The organism is Streptomyces sp. A0592 (assembly GCF_004795115.1).
In the GTDB taxonomy this organism is placed as follows: domain Bacteria; phylum Actinomycetota; class Actinomycetes; order Streptomycetales; family Streptomycetaceae; genus Streptomyces; species Streptomyces erythrochromogenes.
The window spans coordinates 91,208-115,571 of record NZ_SSBM01000002.1 but is presented as its reverse complement, the minus strand read 5'-3'; the positions used below and the strand labels follow the sequence as shown (position 1 = coordinate 115,571).

Annotated in this window: 18 protein-coding genes and 1 pseudogene; 6 read left to right on the top strand and 13 right to left on the bottom strand. The window is 74.0% G+C overall.

The genetic code is table 11. The features are described from left to right. Nucleotides 1-2: 2 nt before the first annotated feature. Nucleotides 3-2,315, bottom strand: coding sequence for a bifunctional polysaccharide deacetylase/glycosyltransferase family 2 protein (locus tag E6U81_RS03650; protein ID WP_240803608.1), 2,313 nt, complete (start codon nt 2,313-2,315; stop codon nt 3-5). Nucleotides 2,316-2,387: 72 nt separating this feature from the next. Further along, the gene (locus E6U81_RS03645) at nt 2,388-2,936 is read right to left on the bottom strand and encodes a hypothetical protein (protein ID WP_168714538.1); all 549 of its coding nucleotides are present in this window, start codon (nt 2,934-2,936) and stop codon (nt 2,388-2,390) included. A gap of 280 nt (nt 2,937-3,216) precedes the next feature. Between E6U81_RS03645 and E6U81_RS03640 the strand changes: the two genes are divergently transcribed. Beyond that, the gene (locus tag E6U81_RS03640) at nt 3,217-3,591 is read left to right on the top strand and encodes a hypothetical protein (protein WP_136228607.1); all 375 of its coding nucleotides are present in this window, start codon (nt 3,217-3,219) and stop codon (nt 3,589-3,591) included. A gap of 41 nt (nt 3,592-3,632) precedes the next feature. On the opposite strand, the gene E6U81_RS03635 is transcribed toward E6U81_RS03640, so the two are convergent. The 8 genes and pseudogenes from E6U81_RS03635 to E6U81_RS03605 all read right to left on the bottom strand — a co-directional run bounded on the left by E6U81_RS03635 (nt 3,633) and on the right by E6U81_RS03605 (nt 12,608). Continuing rightward, nucleotides 3,633-4,364, bottom strand: coding sequence for an Asp/Glu racemase (locus tag E6U81_RS03635; protein WP_136228909.1), 732 nt, complete (start codon nt 4,362-4,364; stop codon nt 3,633-3,635). An 80-nt stretch (nt 4,365-4,444) separates the two neighbouring features. Continuing rightward, entirely contained in the window at nt 4,445-5,377 is a 933-nt protein-coding gene (locus E6U81_RS03630; protein ID WP_136228606.1) for a fumarylacetoacetate hydrolase family protein, read from the bottom strand. A 19-nt stretch (nt 5,378-5,396) separates the two neighbouring features. Next, nucleotides 5,397-6,515 carry a cupin domain-containing protein gene (locus E6U81_RS03625; RefSeq protein ID WP_206309829.1) on the bottom strand — a complete coding sequence of 373 codons (1,119 nt, stop codon included), beginning with the start codon at nt 6,513-6,515 and terminating at the stop codon, nt 5,397-5,399. Beyond that, complete coding sequence (locus tag E6U81_RS03620) at nt 6,512-7,549, bottom strand: carbon-nitrogen hydrolase family protein (protein WP_136228605.1); 1,038 nt, start codon at nt 7,547-7,549, stop codon at nt 6,512-6,514. The genes E6U81_RS03625 and E6U81_RS03620 overlap by 4 nt, the downstream gene beginning before the upstream one ends. 11 nt (nt 7,550-7,560) lie before the next feature. Beyond that, nucleotides 7,561-9,864 carry an FAD-dependent monooxygenase gene (locus E6U81_RS03615; protein ID WP_136228604.1) on the bottom strand — a complete coding sequence of 768 codons (2,304 nt, stop codon included), beginning with the start codon at nt 9,862-9,864 and terminating at the stop codon, nt 7,561-7,563. After that, on the bottom strand, nt 9,846-10,370 hold the full coding sequence (locus tag E6U81_RS40795; protein WP_346766124.1) for an acyl-CoA thioesterase: 525 nt from the start codon (nt 10,368-10,370) through the stop codon (nt 9,846-9,848). Before E6U81_RS40795 ends, E6U81_RS03615 begins: the two co-directional genes overlap by 19 nt. Beyond that, nucleotides 10,347-12,020 (bottom strand): annotated as a pseudogene (locus E6U81_RS03610) (AMP-binding protein); the annotation flags it as partial. The pseudogene E6U81_RS03610 and the gene E6U81_RS40795, both read right to left, overlap by 24 nt. Nucleotides 12,021-12,158: 138 nt before the next feature. Next, entirely contained in the window at nt 12,159-12,608 is a 450-nt protein-coding gene (locus E6U81_RS03605; RefSeq protein WP_136228602.1) for an ATP-binding protein, read from the bottom strand. A 228-nt stretch (nt 12,609-12,836) separates the two neighbouring features. Between E6U81_RS03605 and E6U81_RS03600 the strand changes: the two genes are divergently transcribed. Beyond that, nucleotides 12,837-13,814: an alpha/beta hydrolase gene (locus E6U81_RS03600; protein ID WP_136228601.1), complete on the top strand. Its 978-nt coding sequence runs from the start codon at nt 12,837-12,839 to the stop codon at nt 13,812-13,814. A gap of 300 nt (nt 13,815-14,114) precedes the next feature. Next, on the top strand, nt 14,115-14,786 hold the full coding sequence (locus E6U81_RS03595) for a phosphatase PAP2 family protein (protein WP_240803607.1): 672 nt from the start codon (nt 14,115-14,117) through the stop codon (nt 14,784-14,786). Between the two features lie 281 nt (nt 14,787-15,067). On the opposite strand, the gene E6U81_RS03590 is transcribed toward E6U81_RS03595, so the two are convergent. The 3 genes from E6U81_RS03590 to E6U81_RS03580 form a co-directional block, all read right to left on the bottom strand. Then, nucleotides 15,068-16,087, bottom strand: a complete 1,020-nt coding sequence (locus tag E6U81_RS03590; protein ID WP_136228600.1) for a LacI family DNA-binding transcriptional regulator — start codon at nt 16,085-16,087, stop codon at nt 15,068-15,070. Nucleotides 16,088-16,152: 65 nt separating this feature from the next. After that, nucleotides 16,153-17,709 carry a carboxylesterase family protein gene (locus tag E6U81_RS03585; protein WP_136228599.1) on the bottom strand — a complete coding sequence of 519 codons (1,557 nt, stop codon included), beginning with the start codon at nt 17,707-17,709 and terminating at the stop codon, nt 16,153-16,155. 133 nt (nt 17,710-17,842) lie between these two features. Further along, the gene (locus tag E6U81_RS03580) at nt 17,843-18,559 is read right to left on the bottom strand and encodes a phosphatase PAP2 family protein (protein WP_136228598.1); all 717 of its coding nucleotides are present in this window, start codon (nt 18,557-18,559) and stop codon (nt 17,843-17,845) included. A 1,623-nt stretch (nt 18,560-20,182) separates the two neighbouring features. Between E6U81_RS03580 and E6U81_RS03575 the strand changes: the two genes are divergently transcribed. From E6U81_RS03575 to E6U81_RS03565, 3 genes are all read left to right on the top strand, one after another. Beyond that, nucleotides 20,183-21,436 (top strand): MFS transporter, encoded by a 1,254-nt coding sequence (locus tag E6U81_RS03575; protein WP_136228597.1) that lies wholly within the window; start codon nt 20,183-20,185, stop codon nt 21,434-21,436. A 242-nt stretch (nt 21,437-21,678) separates the two neighbouring features. Then, nucleotides 21,679-22,602 (top strand): 5'/3'-nucleotidase SurE, encoded by a 924-nt coding sequence (gene surE / locus E6U81_RS03570; protein WP_136228596.1) that lies wholly within the window; start codon nt 21,679-21,681, stop codon nt 22,600-22,602. 245 nt (nt 22,603-22,847) lie between these two features. After that, nucleotides 22,848-24,317 carry a carboxylesterase family protein gene (locus E6U81_RS03565; protein WP_168714537.1) on the top strand — a complete coding sequence of 490 codons (1,470 nt, stop codon included), beginning with the start codon at nt 22,848-22,850 and terminating at the stop codon, nt 24,315-24,317. The last annotated feature ends 47 nt before the right edge of the window (nt 24,318-24,364 follow it).

Here is a 24,364-nt window from a genome sequence, read left to right as displayed (position 1 = left end):
GTCTAAGGATGCGGGTGCCCCTGCGAGGAGGGCCAGACGTGGTTCTGCGGGCCCGGCGCCGTCGGGTGGGAAGCCCAGCCGGGGTCGTTGTCGTAGCCCCCGTACGGGACGCCGGGGTCGGCCCAGGCCTCGGCGGCCGACGGGGCCTCTCTCCCGTACGGCCGCTCGGCGGCGGGCGCGGCGGCGGTGACGGGCACCTCGAGACTGCCGTACCGCTCCATCCGCTGCCAGCGCAGGCGGGAGCCGGCGACTGCGGTGAAGACCGACTGGATGACCACCAGGTACATGAGCTGGCGGTAGACGAACTGCTGGAGCGGCAGGCTCCACAGCGGTCCGGGGCGCTCGCCGTCCAGACGGAAGGCGTACAGGCCCATCAGTACTTGGAGCAGCAGGAAGGCCGTCCACAGGCCGAGGATGCGCAACGGGTCGAGGAAGACCAGACCGTAGACGGCGAAGACGTCCACGATGGGCGCGAGCAGCGGCAGCAGGACCTGGAACATCAGGAGGTAGACCAGGCCCCGTCTGCCGAGCTTGCCGGCCTGCCCTCGCTGGGCGAGGGCACCGCGGTGCTTCCACATGGCCTGGAGGGTGCCGTAGCACCACCGGTAGCGCTGCTTCCACAGGGCGCCGAGCGAGGCCGGGGCTTCCGTCCACGCCGTGGCCCGCTCCTCGTAGACCACGCGCCAGCCGTCCCGGCACAGGGCCATGGTCAGATCGGTGTCCTCGGCCAGGGTGGTGTCGCTGACGCCGCCGACCCTGAGCAGGGCCTCGCGTCGGAACGCCCCGACGGCACCGGGGACGGTGGGCATGCACTCGGCGAGGTCGAACAGACGGCGGTCGAGGTTGAACCCGACGACGTACTCGATGTGCTGCCAGCGGCCGAGCAGACCACCCCGGTTGACCACCTTGGCGTTGCCGGAGACCGCGCCCACCCGGCGGTGGGCGAAGGGCTGGACGATCATGCGGACCGCGTCGGGTTCGAAGACGGTGTCGCCGTCCACCATGACGAGCAGGTTGCAGGAGGCCGCGGCTATCCCCGTGTTGAGGGCGGCCGGCTTGCCCGCGTTCTGCTGCCGGATGACCCGTACGCCGGGCAGCCGGAGCGCCTCCACGATGTCGGCCGTGCCGTCGGTGGAGCCGTCGTCGACCACGATGACCTCGACGGGGTGGTCGGACGCGAGCAGGGAACGGACAGCCGCCTCGATCCCGGCGCTCTCGTTGTAGGCGGGCACGATCACGCTCACCGGCTCGGTCACCGGAGCGCCCCACGGCCTCCGTCGCATCCGTACGTGCCGCCGGGCGGCGACGAACACGGCGACCGCGCGGAGCAGGCTGATCCCGCCGGCCGCCCACAGCAGCCACGACAGCACGTCGAGGATCCAGCCGCTGGTGCGCATCGCGGTGATCAGAGCCAGTCCCTGCCACCGGTCGGCGGTGCCGGCGTTCTGCACGGTGGCGGGAAGAGCGACCGAGTCCCCGACTGTGGCGAACTTCCAGCCGGAGGCCTTCAGGCGCGGTACGAGCTGTTCCAGCGCGGCGACCGTCTGCGTGCGGTCCCCGCCCGCGTCGTGCATCAGCACGATCTGCCCGGCGGAATCCGCAGGGGTGGCGCCGGCGACGATCGCTTCGACACCGGGGCGCCGCCAGTCCTGGCTGTCCAGGGTCGTCAGGACGGTCAGGTATCCCTCTTGCCCGGCCTGGACGACCGCCTTCCAGTCTGCGTCTCCGAGCGCTTTGTTGGTGGAGGAGTAGGGCGGGCGCAGCAGGGGCGTGGTGACCCCGGTGGCCCCGGCGATGACGAGCTGGGTCTCGCGCAGCTCCAGGGAGCGGCGCCAGGCGGACGCGGTGCCGAGGTCGGTGTGCGTGAAGCTGTGCAGGCCGATCTGGTGGCCCTCGGCGACGATCCGGCGGGTCAGGTCCGGGTTCTCGGCGACGCGGGTACCGACGGTGAAGAAGGTCGCGCGCACGTCGTTGCGGCGCAGCACGTCGAGGATCTTCGGGGTCCAGAGGGGGTCGGGCCCGTCGTCGAAGGTCAGGGCGATGGTGCGGGGCGCCGGGGTGGCAGTGCGGCCGGCCGCCCCCTCGATCACCGGGCCACCGGAGCCGATCGCGGCCGGCACGGACGTTCCGGGTGCCTGCCCCCGGGGAGCCCCGTCGGGACGGTCGTCGAACAGGTGCTGGGTGTAGCCCTCGAGGAGCAGCGCCGCCGAGAGCGTGAGCACGAGGGTCGTGAGCAACAGCCAGTGGGTGCGCAGGGGGACGTTGCGTACGGGGGTGTGCCGGCCTTGCGCTCGGCGACGACGGTTCTTCGACACGGGGGTGGGGCTTCCTGACTGCTGCGTCGGACAATGCGACACGTGCGGTGTGGGCGGTACCGGGCTGCGGGCTCAGGGCCGACCGGTGGGCTTGCCGCCGCCCTGGCCGGGCGGCGTGCTGAAGCGGCCTCGGCCATGGGGGGACGGCTGAGCCGGGTTCGCCGGTCCGTCGGTGGCCTTCGTCGGGCCCGGTGCCGTGACGAGTGCGGTACTGCCCGCCCCGGGTGTGGCGGCCGGTGCGGGTGCACTGGGCAGCGAGGCGGCCGGAGTGGCCCGGGGGCGTCCGCTCGCCGTGCCGCGGGGGGACGGGCCCGCTGTTCCGGCCTTGGCCGACTCCCCGGGCGCCGGGTTGTGCGGGGCCTGGGCGGAGGGGAGGAACGGCGATCGGAAGGTGGGGCCGCCCATCAGCGTGCTCAGGAGCAGGATGACGTAGGCGGCGGCCGGTATCACCAGCAGGTAGCCCCATCGGCGCACGCGACGCTGCCTGCGCCCAGAGGTGTCCACGAAAACGGGGGCCGCGGCGAGGGGAGGGTCCGGCGGTCCCTGCGCCGTGTGGGCCGCGCCCACATTACCGAGGAAGAGCTCCATCGTGTCTTCGTCCGGGGCGGGGGCTGGGTGCATGCGTCGTGGCCTCTGGGGGTCGGGCGACGGGTGTCGGAAGTCTTGGCGGGAACGCGGTCACCGTGGGGCGACCCATGCCCTTCAGCGCTGGAGTCGCCCCTGGTGTCACTCCGGGGTGCCCGAACCGGGCCGTTTCCACACGATGTGGCGCGACGGGGGGCGCGCGGCCGGATGCGGCGCGCCCCGCTGGGCTACGATCACCCGACTCGGAGGACGGACGGACTGTAAGCGGGAACGGCGGGTGGTGGATGTGGGTTCCAGGGGCAGGGTCACAGGTGTCGTGATCGTGCCGCTCGTCGGCGCCCTGGTGCTGGGCGGCTGCTCGGGCGAGCCGGCCGGGGCGAAGCCGGGGGTGCCGGCTCCCGCCTCCGCGTCGTCGACGGCCCCGCTGGCTCCCGCCCCCTCGGAGCCGGCGAGCGCGCAGCCGTCCGCCCCGCCCTCCACGCCGGCCGCGGAGCCGAAGCCTGCGGCCACCGGCGGGCCCGCGCCGCAGCGGACCCCGGCGGATCCCTCGGACGTCCCGCAGAACCCGAACCGCGGCCCGAACCCGCCGCCGGCGCCCGACCGGCCCCCGCTGCCGACGTGGAAGCCGACGCCGTTCGACCCGAAGGACCCGTCGATCCCGAACTACACGGTGCCGCCGCCCATGCGGTGACGGCGGCCCCCGTCCCTGTACGCGACCAGGCCGACTCGGCCCTACGGCAGCCCGGGCAGCGGGGTCCTCGCGTACGCTCCGGAGAGCAGGTGGCCCGCACCCGGGGCCACGGCGTCCAGGTCCAGGGCCCGGAGCATCTGGTGGGCGGTGCAGACGGCCGCGGACACGACGGGCTTGCCCAGGAGCTGTTCTGCCTCCTCGATCGCGCCCAGGGACGGCATCTGCACGCACGCCGAGAGCACGACCGCGTCCGCGTCGGAGTACTCCAGCGCCCGTGCGAGGCCCGGCAGGCGGGCCGGGTCGTGGGCGGCGACGTCGAGGTTGTCCGGGATCTCCAGGGCCTCGTAGTCCAGTACCTCGATGCCCTCGTGCGTGAGGTAGTCCACGACGGTCCGCGTGAGCGGCCGCATGTAGGGGGCGAGCAGCGCGATCCTGCGGGCGCCGATGGTGTGCAGCCCGTGGACGAGGGCCCCGGCGCTGGTGACGACGGGGGCGGGGGCGCCGTTCTCGGCGGTCCGGGTGTGCAGCCGCTGCTCGGAGGTCCGGTGGTAGCCGAGGCCCATGCTCATGATGGCGACCAGGCAGGCGTAGCCGAGTACGTCGACCCGGGCGTCGGAGAGCTCGACGGCGCAGCGGTCGGAGTCGGCGTCCATGGCCTTGAGCTGCTCGGGGGTCACGTGGGTCATGCGCATGCGGCTGGAGTGGAAGGTGAAGCGCTCGTCGGGTGCGACGGCCTGCCGCGCCCGGAGGATGGCGGGGACCTCGGTCTCCATGGTGACGTTGGAGCTCGGCACGATCTGGCCGATGCGGTAGGTGCGGGGTGACACGGGGCGGCTCCTCTTGGCCTGGCGGGTCAGCGGGCGTCGACGACGGGGTTGGTGAGGGTTCCGATGCCTTCGACCGTGGCCTCGACGGTGTCACCGGGGTGCAGGAACTGCGGCGGGACCATGCCGGCGCCCACTCCGGAGGGCGAGCCGGTGGCGATGACGTCACCGGGTTCCAGGGTCATGCCGGAACTGATGTCGGCGATGAGCCGCGCGATGGGGAAGAGCATGTGCCGGGTGTTCGACTTCTGCTTGGTGACTCCGTTGACGCGCAGCGAGAGGTCGAGGGCCATGGGATCGCGGATCTCGTCGCGGGTCGCGATCACCGGGCCGAAGGGGGCGTAGGAGTCCTGGCCCTTGGAGAAGAACCACTGGCCGGAGCGGCGTTGGTCACGGGCGCTGATGTCGTTGAGGATGCTGAAGCCGAAGATGTGCCCGTACGCCGCCTCCTCGCTCACCCGGAAGGCGGTGCGGCCGATGACGACGGCCAGTTCGCACTCCCAGTCCAGCTGGGTGGTCAGGTCCGCGTTGTGCAGGATCGGCGCTCCGGGGCCGGTGACGGCGGTGGCGGGCTTGCCGAAGAGGACGGGGCGCGGCGGCAGGTCCTTGTCGGTGTCGAGGCTGCGGCTGGACTCCTCGACGTGCTCGATGTAGTTGAGGCCGACGCCGATGATCTTGCCGGGGCGCAGCGGGGCGTGCAGGGACACGTCCTCGATGCGGTGCACGGCCCCGGCGGGCCGGTCGGCCGGGGCGGCGGCGAGCAGGTCCCGGGCGGTCTCCCGGGCGGCCGGCCCGGCCTGGACGAAGGAGAGCAGGTCGTGCGGGAGCGGTACGCCGGCGTGGCGGGCCAGGACCGCGAGGTCGACGACGGTGCCGTCGGTCTCGGCGGCGCCGAGGCGTCCGGCCGCTCCGTCGACGGTGGTGCCGGTGGCGGCTGTGGCGGTGAAGGTCAGCAAGCGCATGCGGGGGGCTCCTCGCGGTTCAGGCGGCGGTGACGGGCTGGTGCCCGCCGTGGTCGGCGTACGCCTCTTCCCGGTGGAAGCCGAGGGAGCGCATGACGGGGAAGTCGTTGAAGGAGAAGAGGCAGGCGTCCTCGGCCGGGTCGAGGTTGTGGTGCTCGTGCCAGGCCCAGGAGGGGACGCAGAAGATGTCGCCCTGCTTCCACTCGAAGCGCCGTCCGGCGATGACCGAGACGCCGCGGCCCTTGGCCGCCGTGTAGATCACCGAGCCGGTGTGGCGGTGGGCGAGGGTGGCCTGCCCGGGGCGCAGGAGCTGCATGTGGGCGCCCATGGTGGGCATGACCGGGCCGCCCGTCACCGGGTTGGTGTACTCGGCGATGACCCCGTCGTACGGGGAGCCCTCCGTCGCCTTCGCCAGGTTCCGCAGGGCCTCGTAGGTGGGCTCCCAGGGGTAGGCGAGCAGCGGCGAGTAGGGCCGGGTCCACTTCTGCGCGCCGTGGGGCAGCAGGTTCGCCCCGTAGGTGAGGACCGAGGAGTTGATGACCTTCCCGGGGGTCTGGTACAGCTCGGGGTGGACCTCGTAGAAGCCGGCGTCGAGGGCGTTGACCAGCGGGATGTCCAGGCCGTCCTGCCAGATGACGGGGGCGTCGTCGGCGTCGTTGCCGTGCTCGTGCCAAGTGCCGTTCGGGGTGATGGCGAAGTCGCGGGGGCCGACCTTCAGCTTCTGGCCGTCGACGATCGTCCAGGCGCCGGTGCCCTCGTGGACGAAGCGCAGGGCCGCGGCCTGGTGGCGGTGGGCGGTCATGGCCTCGCCGGGGCCCATGATCTGGAGTCCGGTGTAGAGGAGTCCGGCGGCGGCGCTGACGTCCCTGCGGCCCGGGTTGACGAGCATGACGACGCGGCGGCCCGCGTCGTCGCCGCGGACGAGGCCGAGGGCCTTGTGGACGAGGGGGCGCAGGTCGTCGTAGCGCCACAGGACGGGTACGGACCTCGGCTGCGGGTACCAGGGCTCGATGTCGTTGGCGACGGTCCACAGGGCACCCGCGTCGAGGGCGCCGAGCTCGTCGTAGTAGGCGGTGAGTTCGGGGGTGTCGGACACCCGGGCGCGGCCGAGCATGCTGTCGTCCTGCTCGATGGTCATGCGTCCTCCTCGGGAGTGGCGGTGCCGGCGGCGGGGGCCGTGGGCGCGGTGAAGGTCACGGGTGTGCGGGGGCGGTTGTCGACTTCGAGGCGGAAGACGTCGAAGCGGTTGTAGTGGCCGGTGATGTCGTGCATCTGCCGGGGCTGGATGCAGCGGGCGAGGTCGATCTCGGCGTAGACGATGCCCTCGTCGTCGACGAGGGGTTCGGTCACGGGGCGGCCGTCGGGGCCGAAGATGCCGGACAGGGCGCTGCGGGGGCGGGTGAACTGTTTCTGCAGTTCCTCGTCGTCGCCGGCGAGGGCGTCCACGATGTCCGGGGAGATCGTGGAGCAGGCGACGATGGAGAAGACCTTGCCCTCGAAGCTGTGGGCGGCGGTGCGGACGGCGATGGCGTCGGCCATGTCGTAGTCGGCGGGTGCGACGGGCAGGGCGATGTAGCAGGAGGCGTGGACGAGTTCGCCCTGGGCCAGGAGCGTGAAGCGGGCCAGGGTGTTGGTGTTCTCGCCGCAGGCCAGGGCGCCGAGCGGGCCGATCGGGGTGGGGTGGACGACCAGGGAGCTGCCGTCGCCGCCGGTCCAGGTGAGCTTCTCGGCCCAGGTGGGGACCAGTTTGCGGTGGACTCCGAGGAGTTCGCCGTCGGGGCCGATGGTGAGCAGGGTGTTGTAGAGGACGCCGAGGCTGTGCGGGGCGCGTTCGTTGACCCCGATGACGAGGACGACGCCGTGCAGGCGGGCCGCCGCGCGCAGGGCGTCGACGTGCGGGCCGGGGATGTCGACGGAGGCGCGCTGGAGCCGCTCGAACCAGGGGGAACCCTGGACGGGGTTCATCGTCCAGTTCCAGTAGGGGTAGCCGGGGACGAACACCTCGGGGAAGACGACGAGCCGGGCGCCGTTCGCCGCGGCCTCCGCGATCAGGGCGACGGCCTTGTCGACGGTGGCGGCGGGGTCGAGGTAGACGGGTGCGGCCTGGACGGCCGCCGCCGTGAACCGGGGCAGGTCCTCCGCGGGAGCGGCGGGGCGTGGGGGCAGGGTCATGGGCGTCTCCGCTACGAGTGGGCGGGTGCGGCAGCCGCGCGGGGCAGCCAGCGGCGGTGGACGGACGCGGCGGGCTGCCGCAGGAGTTCGAGCCGGGGCGGGATCCGGTCGGTCCGGGCGGACGGGGGCCGGCCGCTGCCCGCCCGCCAGGCCCGCGCCCACGGCGCGGCCGGACCCTGGTAGCCCTGGGCGGCGGCCGCGTGCAGGGTCCACAGCGGGTCGTGGAGCTGGGCCCGGCCGACGCCGCACAGGTCCGCCCGCCCGGCCAGGATGATCGAGTTGACGTCGTCGTAGGTGGAGATCGCACCGACGGCGATGGTGGGGATGCCGGTGGCGTTGCGGATGAGGTCGGCGTACGGGGTCTGGTAGCTGCGGCCGTACCGGGGCCGTTCGTGGGCGACGACCTCGCCGGTGGAGACGTCCACGGCGTCGGCGCCCGCCCCGGCGAGGGCGCGGGCGATCGCGACCGCGTCGGCCTCGCTGGTGCCGCCTTCGGCCCAGTCGGCTGCGGAGATCCGTACGAGCAGAGCCTTGCCGGACGGCCACACCTCCCGTACGGCGCGCAGCACTTCGAGCGGGAAGCGCAGTCTGCCGTCGAGGTCGCCGCCGTATTCGTCGGTGCGCCGGTTGGTGAGCGGGGACAGGAAGCCGGAGAGCAGGTGGCCGTGTCCGTACTGCAGTTCCAGCGCGTCGAAGCCGGCCCGGTCGGCGCGCCGGGCCGCGCTCACGAAGTCGGCCGTGACGGCGTCCATGTCGGCGCGGTCGGCCTCGCGCGGTACGGGGCTGCGCTCGTCCCAGGCCAGGGCGGAGGCGGCGAGGGGCCTCGGGCCACCGCCGGCGGCGCGGCGGCCGGCGTGTGTGAGCTGGATGCCCAGGCAGGTGTCGGACTGGCCGTGGACGAAGCCCGCGATGCGCCGCCAGGCCGCCTCCTGCTCGTCCGTCCACAGGCCGGGGCAGCCGGGGGTGGCCCGGCCGTCGGCGCTGACGGCCGTCATCCCGGCGAGGATGAGGCCGGCTCCGCCGAGGGCCTGGGTGCTGAGGTGGACGAGGTCGAAGTCGCCGGGGATCCCGTCGCGCGCGGTGTGCAGGGCGGTGGGCGGTACGACGACCCTGTTGCGCAGGAGCAGTCCGCCGAGCGGGAAGGGCCGGAACATGGGCGGCACGGCCGAGGAGCGGTTGACCGCGGCGGTGAAGCCCTCGTCGCGCACGCGCAGGTTGTCGTAGGTGACGCGGCGGCTGCGGGTCAGGAGGTTGAAGGCGAACTGGTGCGGGTCCTGGCCGGTGTAGCGGTCGATGTGCTCGAACCATTCGAGGCTGGCCTGGGCCGCCCGCTGGGTGGATTCCACGACCGGCCGGCGCTCCTCCTCGTACGCCGCGAGCGCGGCCGGGACGTCCGGGTGTTCGTGCAGGCTGGCGGCGAGGACGAGGGCGTCCTCCATGGCGAGCTTGGTGCCGGAGCCGATGGAGAAGTGGGCGGTGTGCGCGGCGTCCCCGAGGAGGACGATGTTGCCGTGCCGCCAGGTGCGGTTGCGGACGGTGGTGAAGCGCAGCCACTTGGAGTTGTTGGGGAGCAGGCGGTGGCCGTCGAGGTGGCCGGCGAGGAGCTCCTCGCAGCGGCGGATGCTGTCCGTGTCGCTGGTGCCGGGCGGGTGCTCGTGGCCTGTGTGCCCCTCGAAGCCGGCGCGCCGCCAGGCTTCCTCCTCCAGCTCCACGATGAAGGTGGAGCGGGTCGCGTCGTAGGGGTACGCGTGCACCTGGAGGGTGCCGAAGTCGTGCTCGTCGACGATGAAGGTGAAGGCCTCGAAAACCTTGTCCGTGCCGAGCCACATGTAGCGGCCGGCGCGCTCGTCGAGTTCGGTCCCGAAGACGTCGGCGTGGGCGGTGCGGGTGGCCGACCGTACGCCGTCGCAGGCCACCACCAGGTCGTGGGTGGCGGCGAGTTCGGCGGCGGACGGGGCCCGGGTCCGGTAGCGGACGTCGATCTCCAGGGCGGCGCAGCGCTCCTGGAGAATGCTCAGCAGGCGCCGCCGGCCGAGGGCGGCGAAGCCGTGGCCGCCGGAGGTGAGGGTGGTGCCGCGGTAGCGGACGTCGATGTCGGCCCAGCGTGCGAACTCGGCCGACATGGCCTCGTGGATCTCCCGGTCGGCCTGGGCGATCCCGTCGAGCGTCTCGTCGGAGAAGACGACGCCGAAGCCGAAGGTGTCGTCGGGGGCGTTCCGCTCCCAGACGGTGATCTCCCAGTGCGGGGAGAGCTGCTTGGCGAGGGCCGCGAAGTACAGTCCGCCGGGCCCACCTCCTATGACTGCGACGCGCACGGCGTGCCTCCTGGTGCTTCTGCGGTGGTGAGTAGTTCCGGTTGCTGGGGTCCGGCCGCGCCCAGCAGTTCCCGTACGTCGTCGGGCCAGGGAGTCGACCCGGTCGCGTGCGCCGCCGAGTGCGCGATGACCATGCGGCCGGTGGCCGCCTCGCCGCCCTGCTCGCCGCGGACGGTGAAGGCGTAGTGCAGGGAGGCGGAGCCGACCTTGGTGACCCTCAGCTCGGTGCGGACGGTGTCGCCGAACCACAGGCGGGCCCGGTAGTCGGCCTCGAAGTGGACGCGGGGCGTGCTGCCGAACAGGTGGGACAGGCCCAGCCGGTGGAGCAGGACGGCCTCGGCCGCCTCGACCCAGCGCACGACGGTGGAGTGGTGGTAGTGGCCGGCGGCGTCGGTGTCGGTCCACTCGACGCGGCGTTCGACGACGACGCGGGCCGGTGCGGCCGGCGAGGGCGATGCGCTCCGCGTATCGGTGCGGGCGCGCTCGCGCAGGGCGCCGCGCCGCAGCTTTCCGGTGCCGGTGCGCGGGAGTTCGGTGACGAACTCGACGGCCCGCGGGTACTTGTAGGGCGCGATGGACGCCTTGGCGTGGGCCTGGAGCTCGGCGACGGTCGCCCCGTCCGCCGCGACCCCGGCGGCGAGGACGACGTACGCCTTGACGAGCATGCCGCGCCGCTCGTCCGGGGCGCCGACGACGGCGCACTCCTCGACGTGGGGATGGGCGAGGAGGGCCTTCTCGACCTCCGGGCCCGCGATGTTGTAGCCGGAGGAGACGATCATGTCGTCACTGCGGGCGACGTACCAGAAGTAGCCGTCGGCGTCGCGGACGTAGGTGTCGCCCGTGATGTTCCAGCCGTTCCTGACGTACGAGGTCTGGCGCGGGTCCGCGAGGTAGCGGCAGCCGGTGGGTCCGGTGACCGCCAGCAGGCCGGGCTGCCCGTCGGGGACGGGGGCGCCGTGCTCGTCGACGACCGCGGCACGGTAGCCGGGGACGGGGCGGCCGGTGGCTCCGGGCCGGATGTCCTCGTCGGCCGCGGAGATGAAGACGTGCAGCATCTCGGTGGCGCCGATGCCGTCGATGATGCGCAGGCCGGTGGCGGCGTGGAACTCGTGCCACACCGCGGCCGGCAGCGGTTCCCCTGCGGAGACGCAGCGGCGCAGTCCGGACAGCCGGTCCACCGCCCCGGCCTCCATGATCGCCCGGTAGGCCGTGGGCGCGGTGAAGAGCACGGTCGCTGCGTGCTCCGCGACCAGGTCGGCCAGTTGCAGCGGGGTCGCCTGCTCGATCAGCAGGGTCGCGGCTCCCACGGAGAGGGGGAAGACCACCAGGCCGCCGAGTCCGAAGGTGAAGGCGAGCGGCGGTGTGCCGGTGAAGACGTCGTCCGGACGGGGCCTCAGGACGTGCCGGGAGAAGGTGTCGGCGTTGGCGAGGACGTCGCGGTGGAAGTGCAGGGTCGCCTTGGGCCGGCCTGTGGTGCCGGAGGTGAAGGCGATCAGCGCCACGTCGTCCGCGGCGGTGGCCACGGTGTCGAACCGGCCGTCCTTGGCCGCGCAGAGCGCGGTCAGGTCCGCCGCGCCGGTCCCCCCGTACCTGAGCACGGGGGGAGCGGGGGCGGCGGGCGCCGCGGACCCCGCCACCGGGTCCGCGGGTCCGGGCCGGCCGGCCGGCTCCGGCGCGCCGGGGCGGTGCAGGGCTTCCAGCTCGTCGGCGTAGCGGTGGTCGCACAGGGCGACCGAGGGCCGGCTGATGTCGGTGAGCTCGGCGAGCTCACCGGCACGCAGCATCGGCATCGTGGTGACGGCGACCCCGCCGGCCTTCAGGACGCCGAACCACGCGGCGACGAGCCAGGGGTTGTTGGGGCCGCGCAGCAGCACGCGGTTGCCGGGCCGGAGGCCGAGGTCCTCGGTGAGGACCTGGGCGACCTGGTTGGCGCGGTGCCGCAGTTCGCCGTAGGTCCAGCGCTCGGTCGGGGTGAGCAGACAGGGGCGGTCGGGGCCGTGCTGTTCGACGGCTTCGTCGAGCAGGCGAGCGGCGCAGTTGAGGCGGTCCGGGTAGTCCAACTCCGGCAGGTCGAAGTGGAGTTCGGGCCAGAGGTCGATGGGCGGAAGCCGATCCCTGCAGAAGGGGTCGGCATGCGCGGAAGGGGAGAGCTCCATGGGGCGGCACCTCGATCGGGGAGCAGCGGGGGGAGACGGGAGCAAGGTATGTCGAATATTTGGCGACCGTCAACATCTCGCGACATTCCAAGGGCCGGGCGTCCTCCGGCAGGGCCCTCCTCCCGCGCGGCGCCCGATTCAGGCGGCGGGTATGCGCACTCGGACCGACTTGCCGAACTCGTGGGCCACGACCGAGAGTTCACCGCCCAGCTCGGCCGCCATCAGCTGCACGATCAGCAGCCCGCGGCCACCCTCGGACTCCGGGTCCACCTCGGCACGGGGAGTCGGCAGCCGCGGCAGACCGGCCCCCTGGTCGGCGACGTCCAGGCGCAGCCAGCCGGCACCCGAGGCGACCGCGACCCGCAACCGGCCGGCGCCGGCATGGCGGACGACGTTGCCGACGAGTTCACTGACGGCCAGCAGCAGGACGTCCGCGGCGTCGAGCGGGACCGCCCAGGTTTCCAGCGTGGCGCGCACACGGGCCCTGACCTGCGGAACGCTCGTGTCGTCCGGGTCCGCGACCCAGTGGACGAAGCGCCGGATCGCGGGGATCGCCGCGATCACGGATGTGCCGGTGGTGGTGAGCATGACGCGCTCCCGGAGGGGAAGGCGGCGCGACCACTGCGCTGACTCGTGTTACCCACCCTGAAGTCGGATCATTTCTGGGCTTGTCATCAGCGGAAACGCGTCGCTAGAGTCCTTGATTACACGTGTAACACGCTACGCCTCCCCGGTTGCCCGCGCAAGCATTTCGGACAAACGACGCGAAGCCTGTGCACCCGCCCCGCCGGAACCCGCTGATTTGGAAGGGCCGCAATGACGCAATCTCCTCCGACCGCCTTCGACATCGCCGACATGACCTGGCCGCCCCCGCCGTACCAGCCCCCCGTACCGCCCGTGACGGCCGCGGACGGCGTGCGCCGCTTCGACGGGATCACCTACGCCACGACGCCCGGCTACCGTCCCCGGCTGCTCGACGTGCAGGTGCCGGCCGGCGAAGGACCGTTCCCCGCCGTCGTGTGGATCCACGGCGGCGGCTGGCTGGACGGCGACCGCCGCTACCCGCCGCCGACCGTGCCCGCCGCGCTGCTGCACGGGGCCGTGCTGGCGGCCGGGCTCGCGCTCGTCTCCATCGACTACCGGCACAGCCTGGAGGCACCCTTCCCGGCCCAGCTGCACGACGTGAAGGCCGCGATCCGTTACGTCCGCGCCTTCGCCGGGGACCTGGGCATCGACCCGGACCGGATCGGCGTCTGGGGCGAGTCAGCCGGTGGCCACCTGGCCGCGCTCGCCGGCCTTGTCGGCCCCGCGGACGGTTCGGACGGTGCCGACGGTGCCGACGGCGTCCCGCTGGAGGGCACGCAGGGGGTCGGATCGGGCGAGACCGGCGTGGTGGCGGTCGTCGACTGGTACGGCGTCTCCGACCTGGTCGCCCTGGCCTCCCACCCGATGCCGCCGATGCCCTCCGGTGCGGAGTTCCCCGACCCCTACGAAGCCCTGCTCGGGGCCTCCGCGGCCGAGCGCCCGGACCTGGCACGGGCCGCGAGCCCGGTCACCTACGCCGAGGGCTCGACCCCGCCGCCGCCCTTCCTGCTGGTGCACGGGACCCGGGACGGCCTGGTGCCGTACAGCCAGAGCGAGGTCCTCGCCGCCGCCCTCAAGGGCGCCGGGGGCGAGGTCACCCTCCAGCCGGTGGACGGCGCGGACCACATCTTCCTCGGCTCCCCGGACATCGTGTCGATCGTCGAGGAGAGCGTCGCCTTCCTGGCCCGCCACCTCGGCGCGGGCGCCTGAAGCCCGGACCCGCTCCACCCGCGGGGGCACGCCGCCGGGCAGCCCCCGCACCCCTCCCCCGCATCCCTTCACAGCACACACGGCCGCGGGCGCGCCCCGCGGGCGCGAGAGGCAGCCATGTCCGCCAGCCCGGCCACCGAACCGGCCCCCACCCCGCACGACAGACCCGGCAGACCCGGCAGATCCGTCGGGCCCGGCAGACCCGGCAGATCCGTCGGGCCCGGCAGCGCCGGACCCGACGGGTCCCGGCGATCCCGCAAGCCCGGCGCATCCCGGATCCGCCGCAGCCCCGGCCTCCTCGTGGCGGGCCTCCTGCCGCTGGCCGCCGCCGCGGCGACGGCCCTGGTCGTCCGCTCCGACATCACCGATCCGCCCTTCCAGCCGCTGGACGACCGCTGGCTGGGCTGGATGGGCGGCCCCCACGACGGGCCGTACCTGGCCGCGGCCACCGCCCTGAACTGGTTCGGCGGCCCGGTCGGCGCCGTCCTGCCGCTCTCCCTGCTGTTCCTGCTGCTCTTCCGCAGGCGCTGGGCCTCGGCCTGCTTCCTGCTGGTCGCCTACCTCGGCGGCAACATGCTCGTCGTCCAGGGGCTCAAGCACCTGGTGGACCGGCCCCGCCCGGCCGACCCCCTGGTGCGCGTGGACCACGGCTCCTTTCCGTCGGGCCACGCGGCCACCGCGGCGCTCCTCGTCGTCGTCGCGGGGGCGCTGCTGGTGCCGGCCGCCCGGCGGCGGGCGTGGTGGTGCGGGGGCGCGGTCTTCACGCTGGCGATGATGTGGAGCCGTACCTGGCTCCATGCGCACTGGTTCACCGACACGGTGGCCGGGGCCGCGGCCGGCGCGGGAGCGGGGCTCCTGACGTGGTGGCTCTTCCAGCCCGCGCTCACCCGGGAGAGCGTCCGTCCCCACGACCGCCGGGGGGCGGCCGCGGGGGCGGACCGGGACGCGGCGGCGGTACCCGACGGCGGCTGACCGCCCCGGCACCGTGCCGCCGCACCCGGAGGAGGCCCGCCCGGAACCCTCCGGGCGGGCCTCACCTGCGCAGTCCGGGTGGGCCTGCTGGCGCACGTCTGCGCCCGGCCAGAAGGGGCGGTGCGGCCGTCGACCCGTGGAAGCCGATGAGGTGCCCGCCCGCCCCGGCGAGGCCCGCGAACCGCCGTCGGACGCCGGGTGCGGGGCGAGTCCGGGGGCCCGCCGGCGCGCGACCGGTTTGCGCGACCGATGTGCGGGGGGCGGGGTCGCCGCAGGGGCGCTCAGGAGGTCTGGCGGTGGATCAGTACGGCGTCCACGGCCGGCACCGGCGCCGCCGTACCCGACTCGACCAGCTCGTGCACGGCCTCGGCGATCCGCGCGGCCGACGGCAGTTCCAGCCGGACCGTGGTGAGCGCGGGCTGCTGGAGCGCGGAGAGCACGAGGTCGTCGCAGCCGACGATGGCGACCTCCTCCGGTACGGAGATCCCCTCCGCCTGGAAGGCGTGGAGCAGCAGGGCGGCGTACTCGTCGTTGTAGGCGAAGACGGAGTCCAGGCCGAGGCTCGGCCAGCGCCGGGCCAGGTCTCGGGCTGACTCCCGGGTGTAGGCGAGCTCCAGGGGGGTGACGGTCGCCAGGTGCCGGGCGGCGACCGACTCGGCGCCCGCGAGGCGCGGCCGGGCCATGATGCCCAGGCCCCGCTCCTGGGGCAGGACAACGCCGATCGCGGTCCGGCCGCGGGCGATGAGGTGCTCGGCCGCGGTGGCGCCGATGCGGGTGTGGTCGAAGCCGATGGTGTGCACGCCCTCGACGGGGTGGGACGCGAAGGCGAGCAGGCCGCGCACCCCGGCCCGGGTCAGCACGTCGGCCGCCGCGGCGGTGAACCGGTCGCCGTCCAGGGCGACGACGGCAGCCGGGCGCAGTTCGGCCCAGGCCCGGGCGGCGTCCACGGGGTCGGCGAAGCGGCCCGCGTGGAGCACGGCCGTGTAGCCGAGCCGTTCGAGTTCGCTGTGCAGGTCGTCGACCCAGTCACTGACGAGGCGTCCCGCGGCGGAGATCGACGCCGGCATCAGGACGAGGTTGCTGCGGCCGGCGCGCAAGGAGCGGGCGGCCGCGTGCGGTACGTAGCCCAGCTGCCTGGCCGCGTCGAGCACCCGGGCGCGGGTGCTCGCGCTGACCCGGTGGCCCTGGGTGTCGTTGAGGACGAAGGAGACCGTGGCGCGCGACACCCCGGCGAGGCGGGCCACGTCGGCGCTGGTGATCGATGCGGGGACGTGAGTGTCTTTGGCAGTGTCCTTGGCCATGACGTCCCTCGACGCTCCTTGTGCTCGGGTTTCCCTGGTGCTCCTTCCTTTTCAGGTTACACGAGTTAAATCAAGGGAGCGGAGGACTGCCCGGACGTGCGGGCGGGGCCGTGCAGCAGGCGCGAGGCCCCCGCCAGGTCGTCGAGGGCGGTCACGACCGTGTCGAAGCGCATCGTGGTGCGCGACTGCGCGTCGTACGGGCGCCAGCACGGCAGGTCCGGGTGGTTCGGGTCGCCGGTGCGAACGAAGGAGATCCAGGCCCGGTGCATCGCGCAGGCCAGGCCGTCGCGGACGGCCGGGTCGAGTCCGGCCAGGAAGGGGGCGTGCGCCCACCGGTCGAAGTTGTCGAAGACGAAGGGGAGTTCGAGGCAGTGGGCGGCGCCGAGCCGGCCCTCGTACGCGGCTGCGGGCAGGTCGAACTGGTAGGCCCACACGGGGTGGCCCGACGCGGCTCTGGCCTCGGCCAGCCGGACGGCCGGCACCCGGAAGAGCTCGTCGGTGATCAGGTCCATGAGGACGTCCACGGGGCGCGAGCCGGGCCGGGCCCGCGCGTACGCCGCGTACACGTCGGCCGCGGCTTCCGCCCCGAAGGTGTCGGCGATCCGGTCGGTGACCTGCTCGCGGGTGGCGTCGGCGTACCCCGCGTCGAGGGCGAAGCCGAAGTTGGCCTCCTCCCGCGTCCAGCCGATCATGACGTCGAGGTCCGCGGCCGCCCCGTCCAGCAGGGCCAGGGCCGGATGGGTCCGCAGGGAGGTCCCGTCGACCACGGGCAGGAAGGGGGTCGGCCAGTACCCCCACGCCGCGGTCCGGGCGAAGAGGCCTGCGGCCGCCGTGATCAGCTCCTGCCAGGGCAGCGCGCGCAGTTCCGCCGCGTCCTTGGCGCCGGCCAGCTCCAGGTAGGCGGCGGTGCGCTCCCGGTACGCGGCGGGGTCGGGGAGGTCGAGTCCGAGCGGCGGGCTCTGCAGGATCACCCGCCGGATCAGGCCCCGGGCGAGCGGGTGTCCGGTGAGGGCGGCGGTGGAGAGCGCCCCGCCGGACTGCCCGGCGACCGTGACGCGGCCGGGGTCGCCACCGAAGGCGGCGATGTGCGCGTTCACCCAGCACAGGGCGGCGATCTGGTCGCCGAGCCAGGGGTTGGCGCTCGCGTCGTCATCGTCCGGGTTGAGGTAACCAAGGGGGCCGATGCGGTAGTTGATGCTCACGACGACGAGGTCGCCGTCGCGGGCGAAGGTCTCGCCGGAGTAACCGGGCAGCGAGCCCGAGCCGGACACGAAGCCGCCGCCGTGTATCCACACGAGGACCGGACGGCGAGCGCCGTCGGCGGCGGGGGTCCAGACGTTGAGGGTGAGGCAGTCGTCGTCGAAAGGCGGCGCCCCGTGCCCGCCGAGCACCGGGTCGCCGCCCTCCGCGTACATCTGGGGCGCGCTGGGGCCGTCGGCGGTGGCGTCGCGAGTGCCGCTCCAGCCGGGGTGCGGCTGTGCGGGCCGCCACCGCAGGTCGCCGACGGGCGGTGCGGCGTAGGGCACGGCACGGAAGACGGCGACCCCGCCCTCCGTCGTGCCGCGCAGGCGGCCCGCGGGGAGCTGCACCTCCGGCTGGTCCTGGCCTGGGGAGTGGGGCATGGGCCGTTCCTTCTCTCTTCGTGACTGGGGCCGCGCCGGGGCGCCGGACCCTCCGACGGTATGGCGTAAATTTGCCGTCCGTCAATGTGTCGAGATATTTCGGCGGGGATGGCCACCCCTCCGAGGCGGCGCGTCACAGCCACAGACTGTTCGAGGCCATACGCTGCGCCTCCGTCTCCAGCAGTGGCGCGAGGATCCGCCAGAGCACGAGGCAGGTGCCGGCGCCGAGGAGCGCGCCCGCGACGGTGTCGCTGAGCCACTGGGCGTGCAGCCAGGTCCGGCTGCCCATCATGGCGAGGACGTACGCGCCCCCGAAGGCCCACCACCAGCGTCGGGCACGGGGCGGGAACACCACCACCGCGACCACGATCACGAGCGTCACCGCGCCGAACACCTGCCCCGAGGGGTACGAGCCGTCGTTGACCAGCACCCACGGGTGGGGCGGCCGCGGGCGATCGGCCAGCTGCTTGACGGGCAGGACGACGAGGGCGTTGGCGACCACGGCCGCCAGCAGGACGAACAGCCCGGAGCGCCAGCGCCCGTAGACGCAGAGGCAGCCGAGGAGGACCAGCGGAAGGACCATGCCGAGGGGGCCGCCGAGCCGATCGAGGACGACGAGCAATCCGCCGGGCTCCCCGGAGGCGTCGGCGGAGGAATGGTCGACCGCGGCGGCCCAGCGGTCGTCGACCCCCTGGAAGAACGGCCTGCGGTCCAGCCGGAGCAGGAGGGCGAACAGGAGCGAGAGGAGCAGGAGCCCGATCCCGAGGGCGAGCGCATGCCGCGGCGCGGCGGCCGGCAGATGGTGCCGGGGCGGGCGGGGCGGCGGCGGGGAGGGGTACGAGGAGAACACGGCGGACCTTTCGGCGCCGGTGCACGGGCGGTGGGGACGCTCGCGGAGCGGCACGAAGCGGGGACGGCGGAAGCGGACCGGAGCGACCGCACCCCGCCCGGCCGAAGCACGCAGACCGGAACGGGGCGCCCGGGCGGGTCGACTGGCCGGGGCGGGGCGGGTCGGTCCGGCCGGGTGGGGCGTGGCGGGTCGGGTCGGCCCGACCGGGTCGGGCGGGGCAGTCCGGGTCGGGCGGGGCAGTCCGGGTCGGGCGGGGCAGTCCGGGTCGGGCGGGGCAGTCCGGGTCGGGCGGGGCAGTCCGGGCAAGCCGGGACGGGCAGGCCGGGCGGATCGGGCAAGCCGGGCCGGGTCGGCCGGCCGGGACGGCCAGGTCGAGCCGGGCAGGGCGGGCAAGGTGGGCTGGGCGGGGCGGACAAGGTGGGCTGGCCGGGCGGTCCGGGTCGGGTTGGTTGGGTCGGGTGGGCGGGGCAGGCCCGGCCAGCCGAGTCGGGCAAGTCGGGGCCGGGTGGGCCAGGCCGGATCGGGTTGGGCCGGATCGGGTTGGGCCGGATCGGGTTGGGTTGGGCCGGGGGCGGGTCGGGCGGGGTCGGGTCGGCTGACCGGGATGGCCGGGTCGGCAGGTCCGCTGGACCGGGTCGGCCGGGCAGGTCGAGCCGGCCGGGCAGGCCCGCTGGACCGGGCCGGTCGGTCAGGCCAGCCGGTCGGTCAGGTCGGCCGGACCGGGCCGCTCGGCCAGGTCGGGTCGGACGGCCCGGTAGACCGGCCGGAGGGGCAGTCGGGCCAGGCAGCCCGACCGGGCTGTCCAGCCCGGGCAGGCCGAGGCAAGCCGTGCCGGAACCGGGCCGGGCAGGCCCGGCAGGCAGAACCGGGCGGCAGCCGGGCCGACCAGGTCGAACCGGCAGGCCGACCCGAATCAAGCAGGCCGCGCCGGGACCGGGCCGAGAAGGCCCGGCCGGGTGGACCGGCAGGCCGTCCGGCACAGGCAACCCCGGCAGGGCGGCCCGCCCACGGCGCTCGGGCCCGGGCGGGGACGTCCCGGCTCGGACCGGGCCGGACAGGCCGACCCGCCGGGTGGGCGGGACGGCGGAGCAGGAGCGGGGTGGATCGATGGGCAACGGAGCGGACGCACCCGGTCGGCGGCCACGCCCCCACCGCCCTGCCGAGCACGCCCGCCCTGCCGAGCGCAGCGGAACGGCGTGGAGCCGCACCGGACGCTCCGAACAGCGGGCGCTGCCACCACACCGGGACCGGTTGTGGCGGCGCGGCACGGAGTATTGCCGATGCGTGACGGCCGCCACAAGTGCAAGAGGGTTTCTCGATACATCACCCCTGCCCAGAGGTGGTGCAGCGGCAGTTACACGTCAAGGCACGGCGCCCACCACCGCCCGCGGCGACCCATCACGATCCGCACAACAACCCATCTCAGGGCCTGGCGAGGGCCGGAAATGGGTGCTACACAGTCTCCAGCGCACTTGGTGACACGTGTAACAACACCGCCATCTCCCCGGAACGCATTCGGCACCCCACCCCCGGTGACAACCGTTCCCGGCCCCGCCCGCCCCGCGCGGCGCCCTCTCCCCCCACACATCGCCACCTCCCCGCTCCGTCCCCCGAGGAGTCGTCATGGCCACGCACGAAGTAGTCGATCCACCCGTCCCTCCAGCCCCCGAGCCCGCCCGCCACCGCGGGCTGATGCTCCTCCTGCTCGTCGCCAACTCCGCCATGATGGCGGTCTACATGGGTGTCGGATCCGTCCTCCTGCCCACCCAGATCGCCGCGATCGCACCCGATGACAAGGTCGCCGTCCTGGGCCTGATCGGCGGGATCAGCTCGATCTTCGCGACCGCCTTCAATCCGATCGCCGGAGCCCTCTCCGACCGCAGCGGCCGCCGCAACCCCTGGATCCTCGGCGGCGCCCTCGCGTCGCTCGCCGGCCTTGCCTTCCTCGGCAGCATGACCACCGCGCTGCTCGTCGGCACCGGCTGGTGTCTGGTCCAGGCCACCATGAACATCTACCAGGCCGCGGTCACCGCGATCGTGCCCGACCGGGTTCCCGCGGCCCGGCGCGGCACCGCGTCCGCCCTGGTGGGACTGGGTCTGCCGATCGGCGGCACCGTCGGCGTGCTGGTCGCCTCCCAGACCGCCGAGCACTTGCGCACCGGCTACCTCGTCTTCGGCGCGATCGTCGCCGTGGCCGCGCTGCTGCTCACCGGCTTCTTCCGCGACGTACCGCGCTCCGGGCCGGCGGCGGACAAGCCGCCCGTGCCCTTCCGGGCCCAACTGGCCGCGTTCCTCTCGTCCTTGGCCAGTCACGACTTCCGATGGGCCTTCATCGGACGGGCCCTGATGGTCCTGGGCTACTTCTCGGTCGTCGGCTACCAGCTCTACATCCTCGGCGACCACATCGCGCTCCCCGAGGGCCTCACCCCGCCCGCCGCGATGGCGATCCTCACCCCCGTGTCGATGGTCGCCATGGCCGTCTCCACCGTGCTGGGCGGTCTGCTGTCCGACCGCTGGAACCGCCGCAAGGTGTTCGTGGGGGTGTCGGCCGCCCTCGCCGGCCTCGTCATGGTGGTTCCCGTCGTCAGCCCGACCTGGACCGGCATGCTCGTCTTCAGCGCGCTGAACGGACTCGCCTTCGGCTGCTTCATGGCCGTGGACACCGCGCTGGTCACCCTGGTCCTCCCCCGCGCCGAGGACGCGGCCCGCGACATGGGCGTCCTCAACATCGCCAACGCGGGACCGCAGATCATCGCCCCCTTCGTCGCCTCGGCCGTGGTCACCGCCCTGGGCGGCTACACACCGCTCTTCCTGGTCGGCGGAGCGCTCTCCCTGATCGGCGCGCTGGCGATCCTCCCGATCCGCAGCGTGCGCTGACCCGCCCCCGGCCGGGCAAAGCCCGGCACGGACCCTGTCGGGCCACCCCGTCGGACCTGCCGAACCCTGTCGGACCTGCCGGGCCCCGTCCGGCCGGCCCGGGCGGACCGATCCGCATCGGTCCCGCCCGGTCGAGTACTCCGGCGGGCGCGTGCCGAGGGTCGCGCGCCCGCCGGTCACCCTCACCTCTCACCCTCAACCGCACCCTCTTCCTCTCCTCCCACCCCTCTGAAGGAGCCCCCGTGAGACGCAAGCGAGTTCTGCCGCTGGCCGCCCTGCTGCTGTGCGCGCCGGCCCTGGCCGGCACGGCGCCCGCGGCCGCCGCGCCGCAGACCGCGCCCGCTCCGGCTCCCGCCTCCGGCGGCCCGTTGCGGATCCTGCTCACCAACGACGACGGCTACGACGCCCCGGGTATCCGCAAGGCCTTCGAGCGCCTGACGGCCGCCGGACACGACGTCACGATCGTCGCCCCGCTCACCAACCAGAGCGGCACCGGCACGAAGGTGATGAACGCGCCCTCGGTCACGGTCAAGCACCCCGAGCCGAAGGTCTGGGCCGTCGACGGCACCCCGGGCGACTCCGTCGCCTTCGGGCTCGCCGAGGTCTTCGCCGGGAAGGCGCCCGACCTGGTCGTCTCCGGCACCAACTTCGGCCCGAACGTCGGCGGGCTCGCCACCCACTCCGGCACGGTCGGCGGCGCGGTCGCCGCGCTCGAACACGGCGTGCCGGCCATCGCGCTGAGCACGGGCGGCCTCTCCGTTCCCGACCCCGTGACCACGGTCAACGCGATGGGACCGACGCTCGACTTCGCGGTCAAGCTGATCGACCGGCTGCGGTCGCGCGCCCGGTCCGGGCCGCTGCTGCCGAAGGGCGTCGGTCTGAACGTCAACCACCCGGTCGTCGGTACGGACGGCAAGGGCAAGGCCGCCGGCGTCTCCACGACCTTCCAGGATCCGCAGACGGTCCTGGAGCCGGACTTCACCGACGCGGGAGACGGCACCTGGAAGATGGCCGTGAAGGTGGCCCTGCGACCCGCGGCCCGGGGCGGCGACGTCGAGGCCGTGAGCGCCGGCCGGATCGCCGTCAGCCCGATGAACGGCGACTGGAACACCGGTCCGGCCGACCAGGTCATCACCTCCGCCCTCGTCGCGGGCCTGCGCCCGTAACACCCCCGGAACCGGCAGGGGGCGGAGCGACCTGCGGCTCCGCCCCCTGCCCCTGCGGAACCCCGTAACGACCATGCGAGATCGCTGGAGGACGGATGATAAGACCCGGGAAACAGCCGTCGCGGCTGTCGTCGGTGAGATCCCTGCTCGGTACGGCCCTGGCTCTGGCTGCCCTGCTCACTGCGGTGCCATCCGCCGCGGCGGCACCCGGCGCGGCGGCACCCGGCGGGCCACCGCGTCCGGTGGTGGCCGTCGCGCAGGGCGTGCTGCGCGGCCAGGCACGGGACGGCGCCCAGGAGTTCCTCGGCGTCCCCTATGCCGCTCCCCCGGTCGGTACGCAGCGGCTGCGGGCGCCCCGGCCGCCGGCCCGCTGGCAGGGGGTGCGGGAGGCCGCCCGGCAGTCCCCGGCCTGCCTGCAGTTCTCGCCGTTCGGACTGGGCGACCCGCAGGCCGTCAGCGAGGACTGCCTGTACCTGGACGTGTACCGGCCCCGGGCCGCCCGGCCCGGGGCACGCCTGCCGGTGGTCCTCTGGATGCACGGGGGCGCGTACAGCCAGGGAACGGGAACCCAGTTCGGCGGGCACACCATGGCCGAGCTCACCGGGAGCGTGGTGGTGAGCATCAACTACCGCCTCGGTCAGCTCGGTTATCTGGCGCTGCCCGAACTGGGCCGCGAGAACGCCCTGCGGTCGGGGTCCTTCGGGCTGATGGACCAGCTGGAGGCCCTGCGCTGGACCCGGCAGAACATCGGCGCCTTCGGCGGTGATCCGGGAAGCGTCACGATCACCGGGCAGTCCGCGGGCAGCGGCTCCGTCTGCGCACTGCTGGCCGCCCCGCCGGCCGCCGGCCTCTTCCACCGGGCCGTACTGCAGAGCGGTCCGTGCACCCTGCTGGCCACTCCGGAGAGCACGGACGCGCAGGCCCACGCGCTGTCCTTCGCTGCCAGAGCGGGGTGCTCCGTCCCGGCGGAGGTGGCCGCGTGCCTGCGCGCCGCGTCCGGCACCGCCCTGATCGAGGCGGCCCGTACGCTGCCCACTCCGGGCCCGGCGTCCGGTGACGGGCTGCTGCCCGTCACCCCCGCGCGGGCGATCGGGAGCGGGGCGTGGAACAAGGTGCCGGTCATGATCGGAAGCACCCGCTCCGAGGCCCGCTTCTTCGTCGCGCTGACGCAGCCGCGGCTGACGGCCGAGGAGTACGCGGCGCAGGTGCTCGCCGGCTACGGGGCCGCGGGACCGGAGGTGCTGGCCCGCTATCCCGTCGCGGAACACGGCTCGCCGTACCTTGCGCTCTCGGCGCTGATGACGGACTCGACCTTCGCCTGTCACACCTCGTGGACCGCACAGCTCTTCGCCACGCAGGTACCGACGTTCGTCTACGAGTTCGACGATCCGCGCTCACCCACGCTTGCGGGCGCGCAGGTGCCGGGTCTGGACCAGTCGAACGCGCACAGTGCGGAGCTGGCCTACCTGCACGACTTCACCATGGGCGAGCGCCCGCTGACCCCGGTCCAGGTCGCACTCGGGAACCGGATGAAGCGCTACTGGGGTGCGTTCGCGCGCTTCGGCGCGCCCGTCGTACCGGGCCAGGCCGGGTGGCCGACGGTGGGTACCGGTACCGTCCTCAGCCTGCATCCGTCGGCGACGCGGACGACCACGTCCTTCGATGCCGACCACCAGTGCGCGTTCTGGCGTGCAGAGCCGCCCAGGGCCCTCTGAGCCGGCGAAGACCCCTCGGGTCGGGGGCGCCGCCCGCCGGCCTGGTG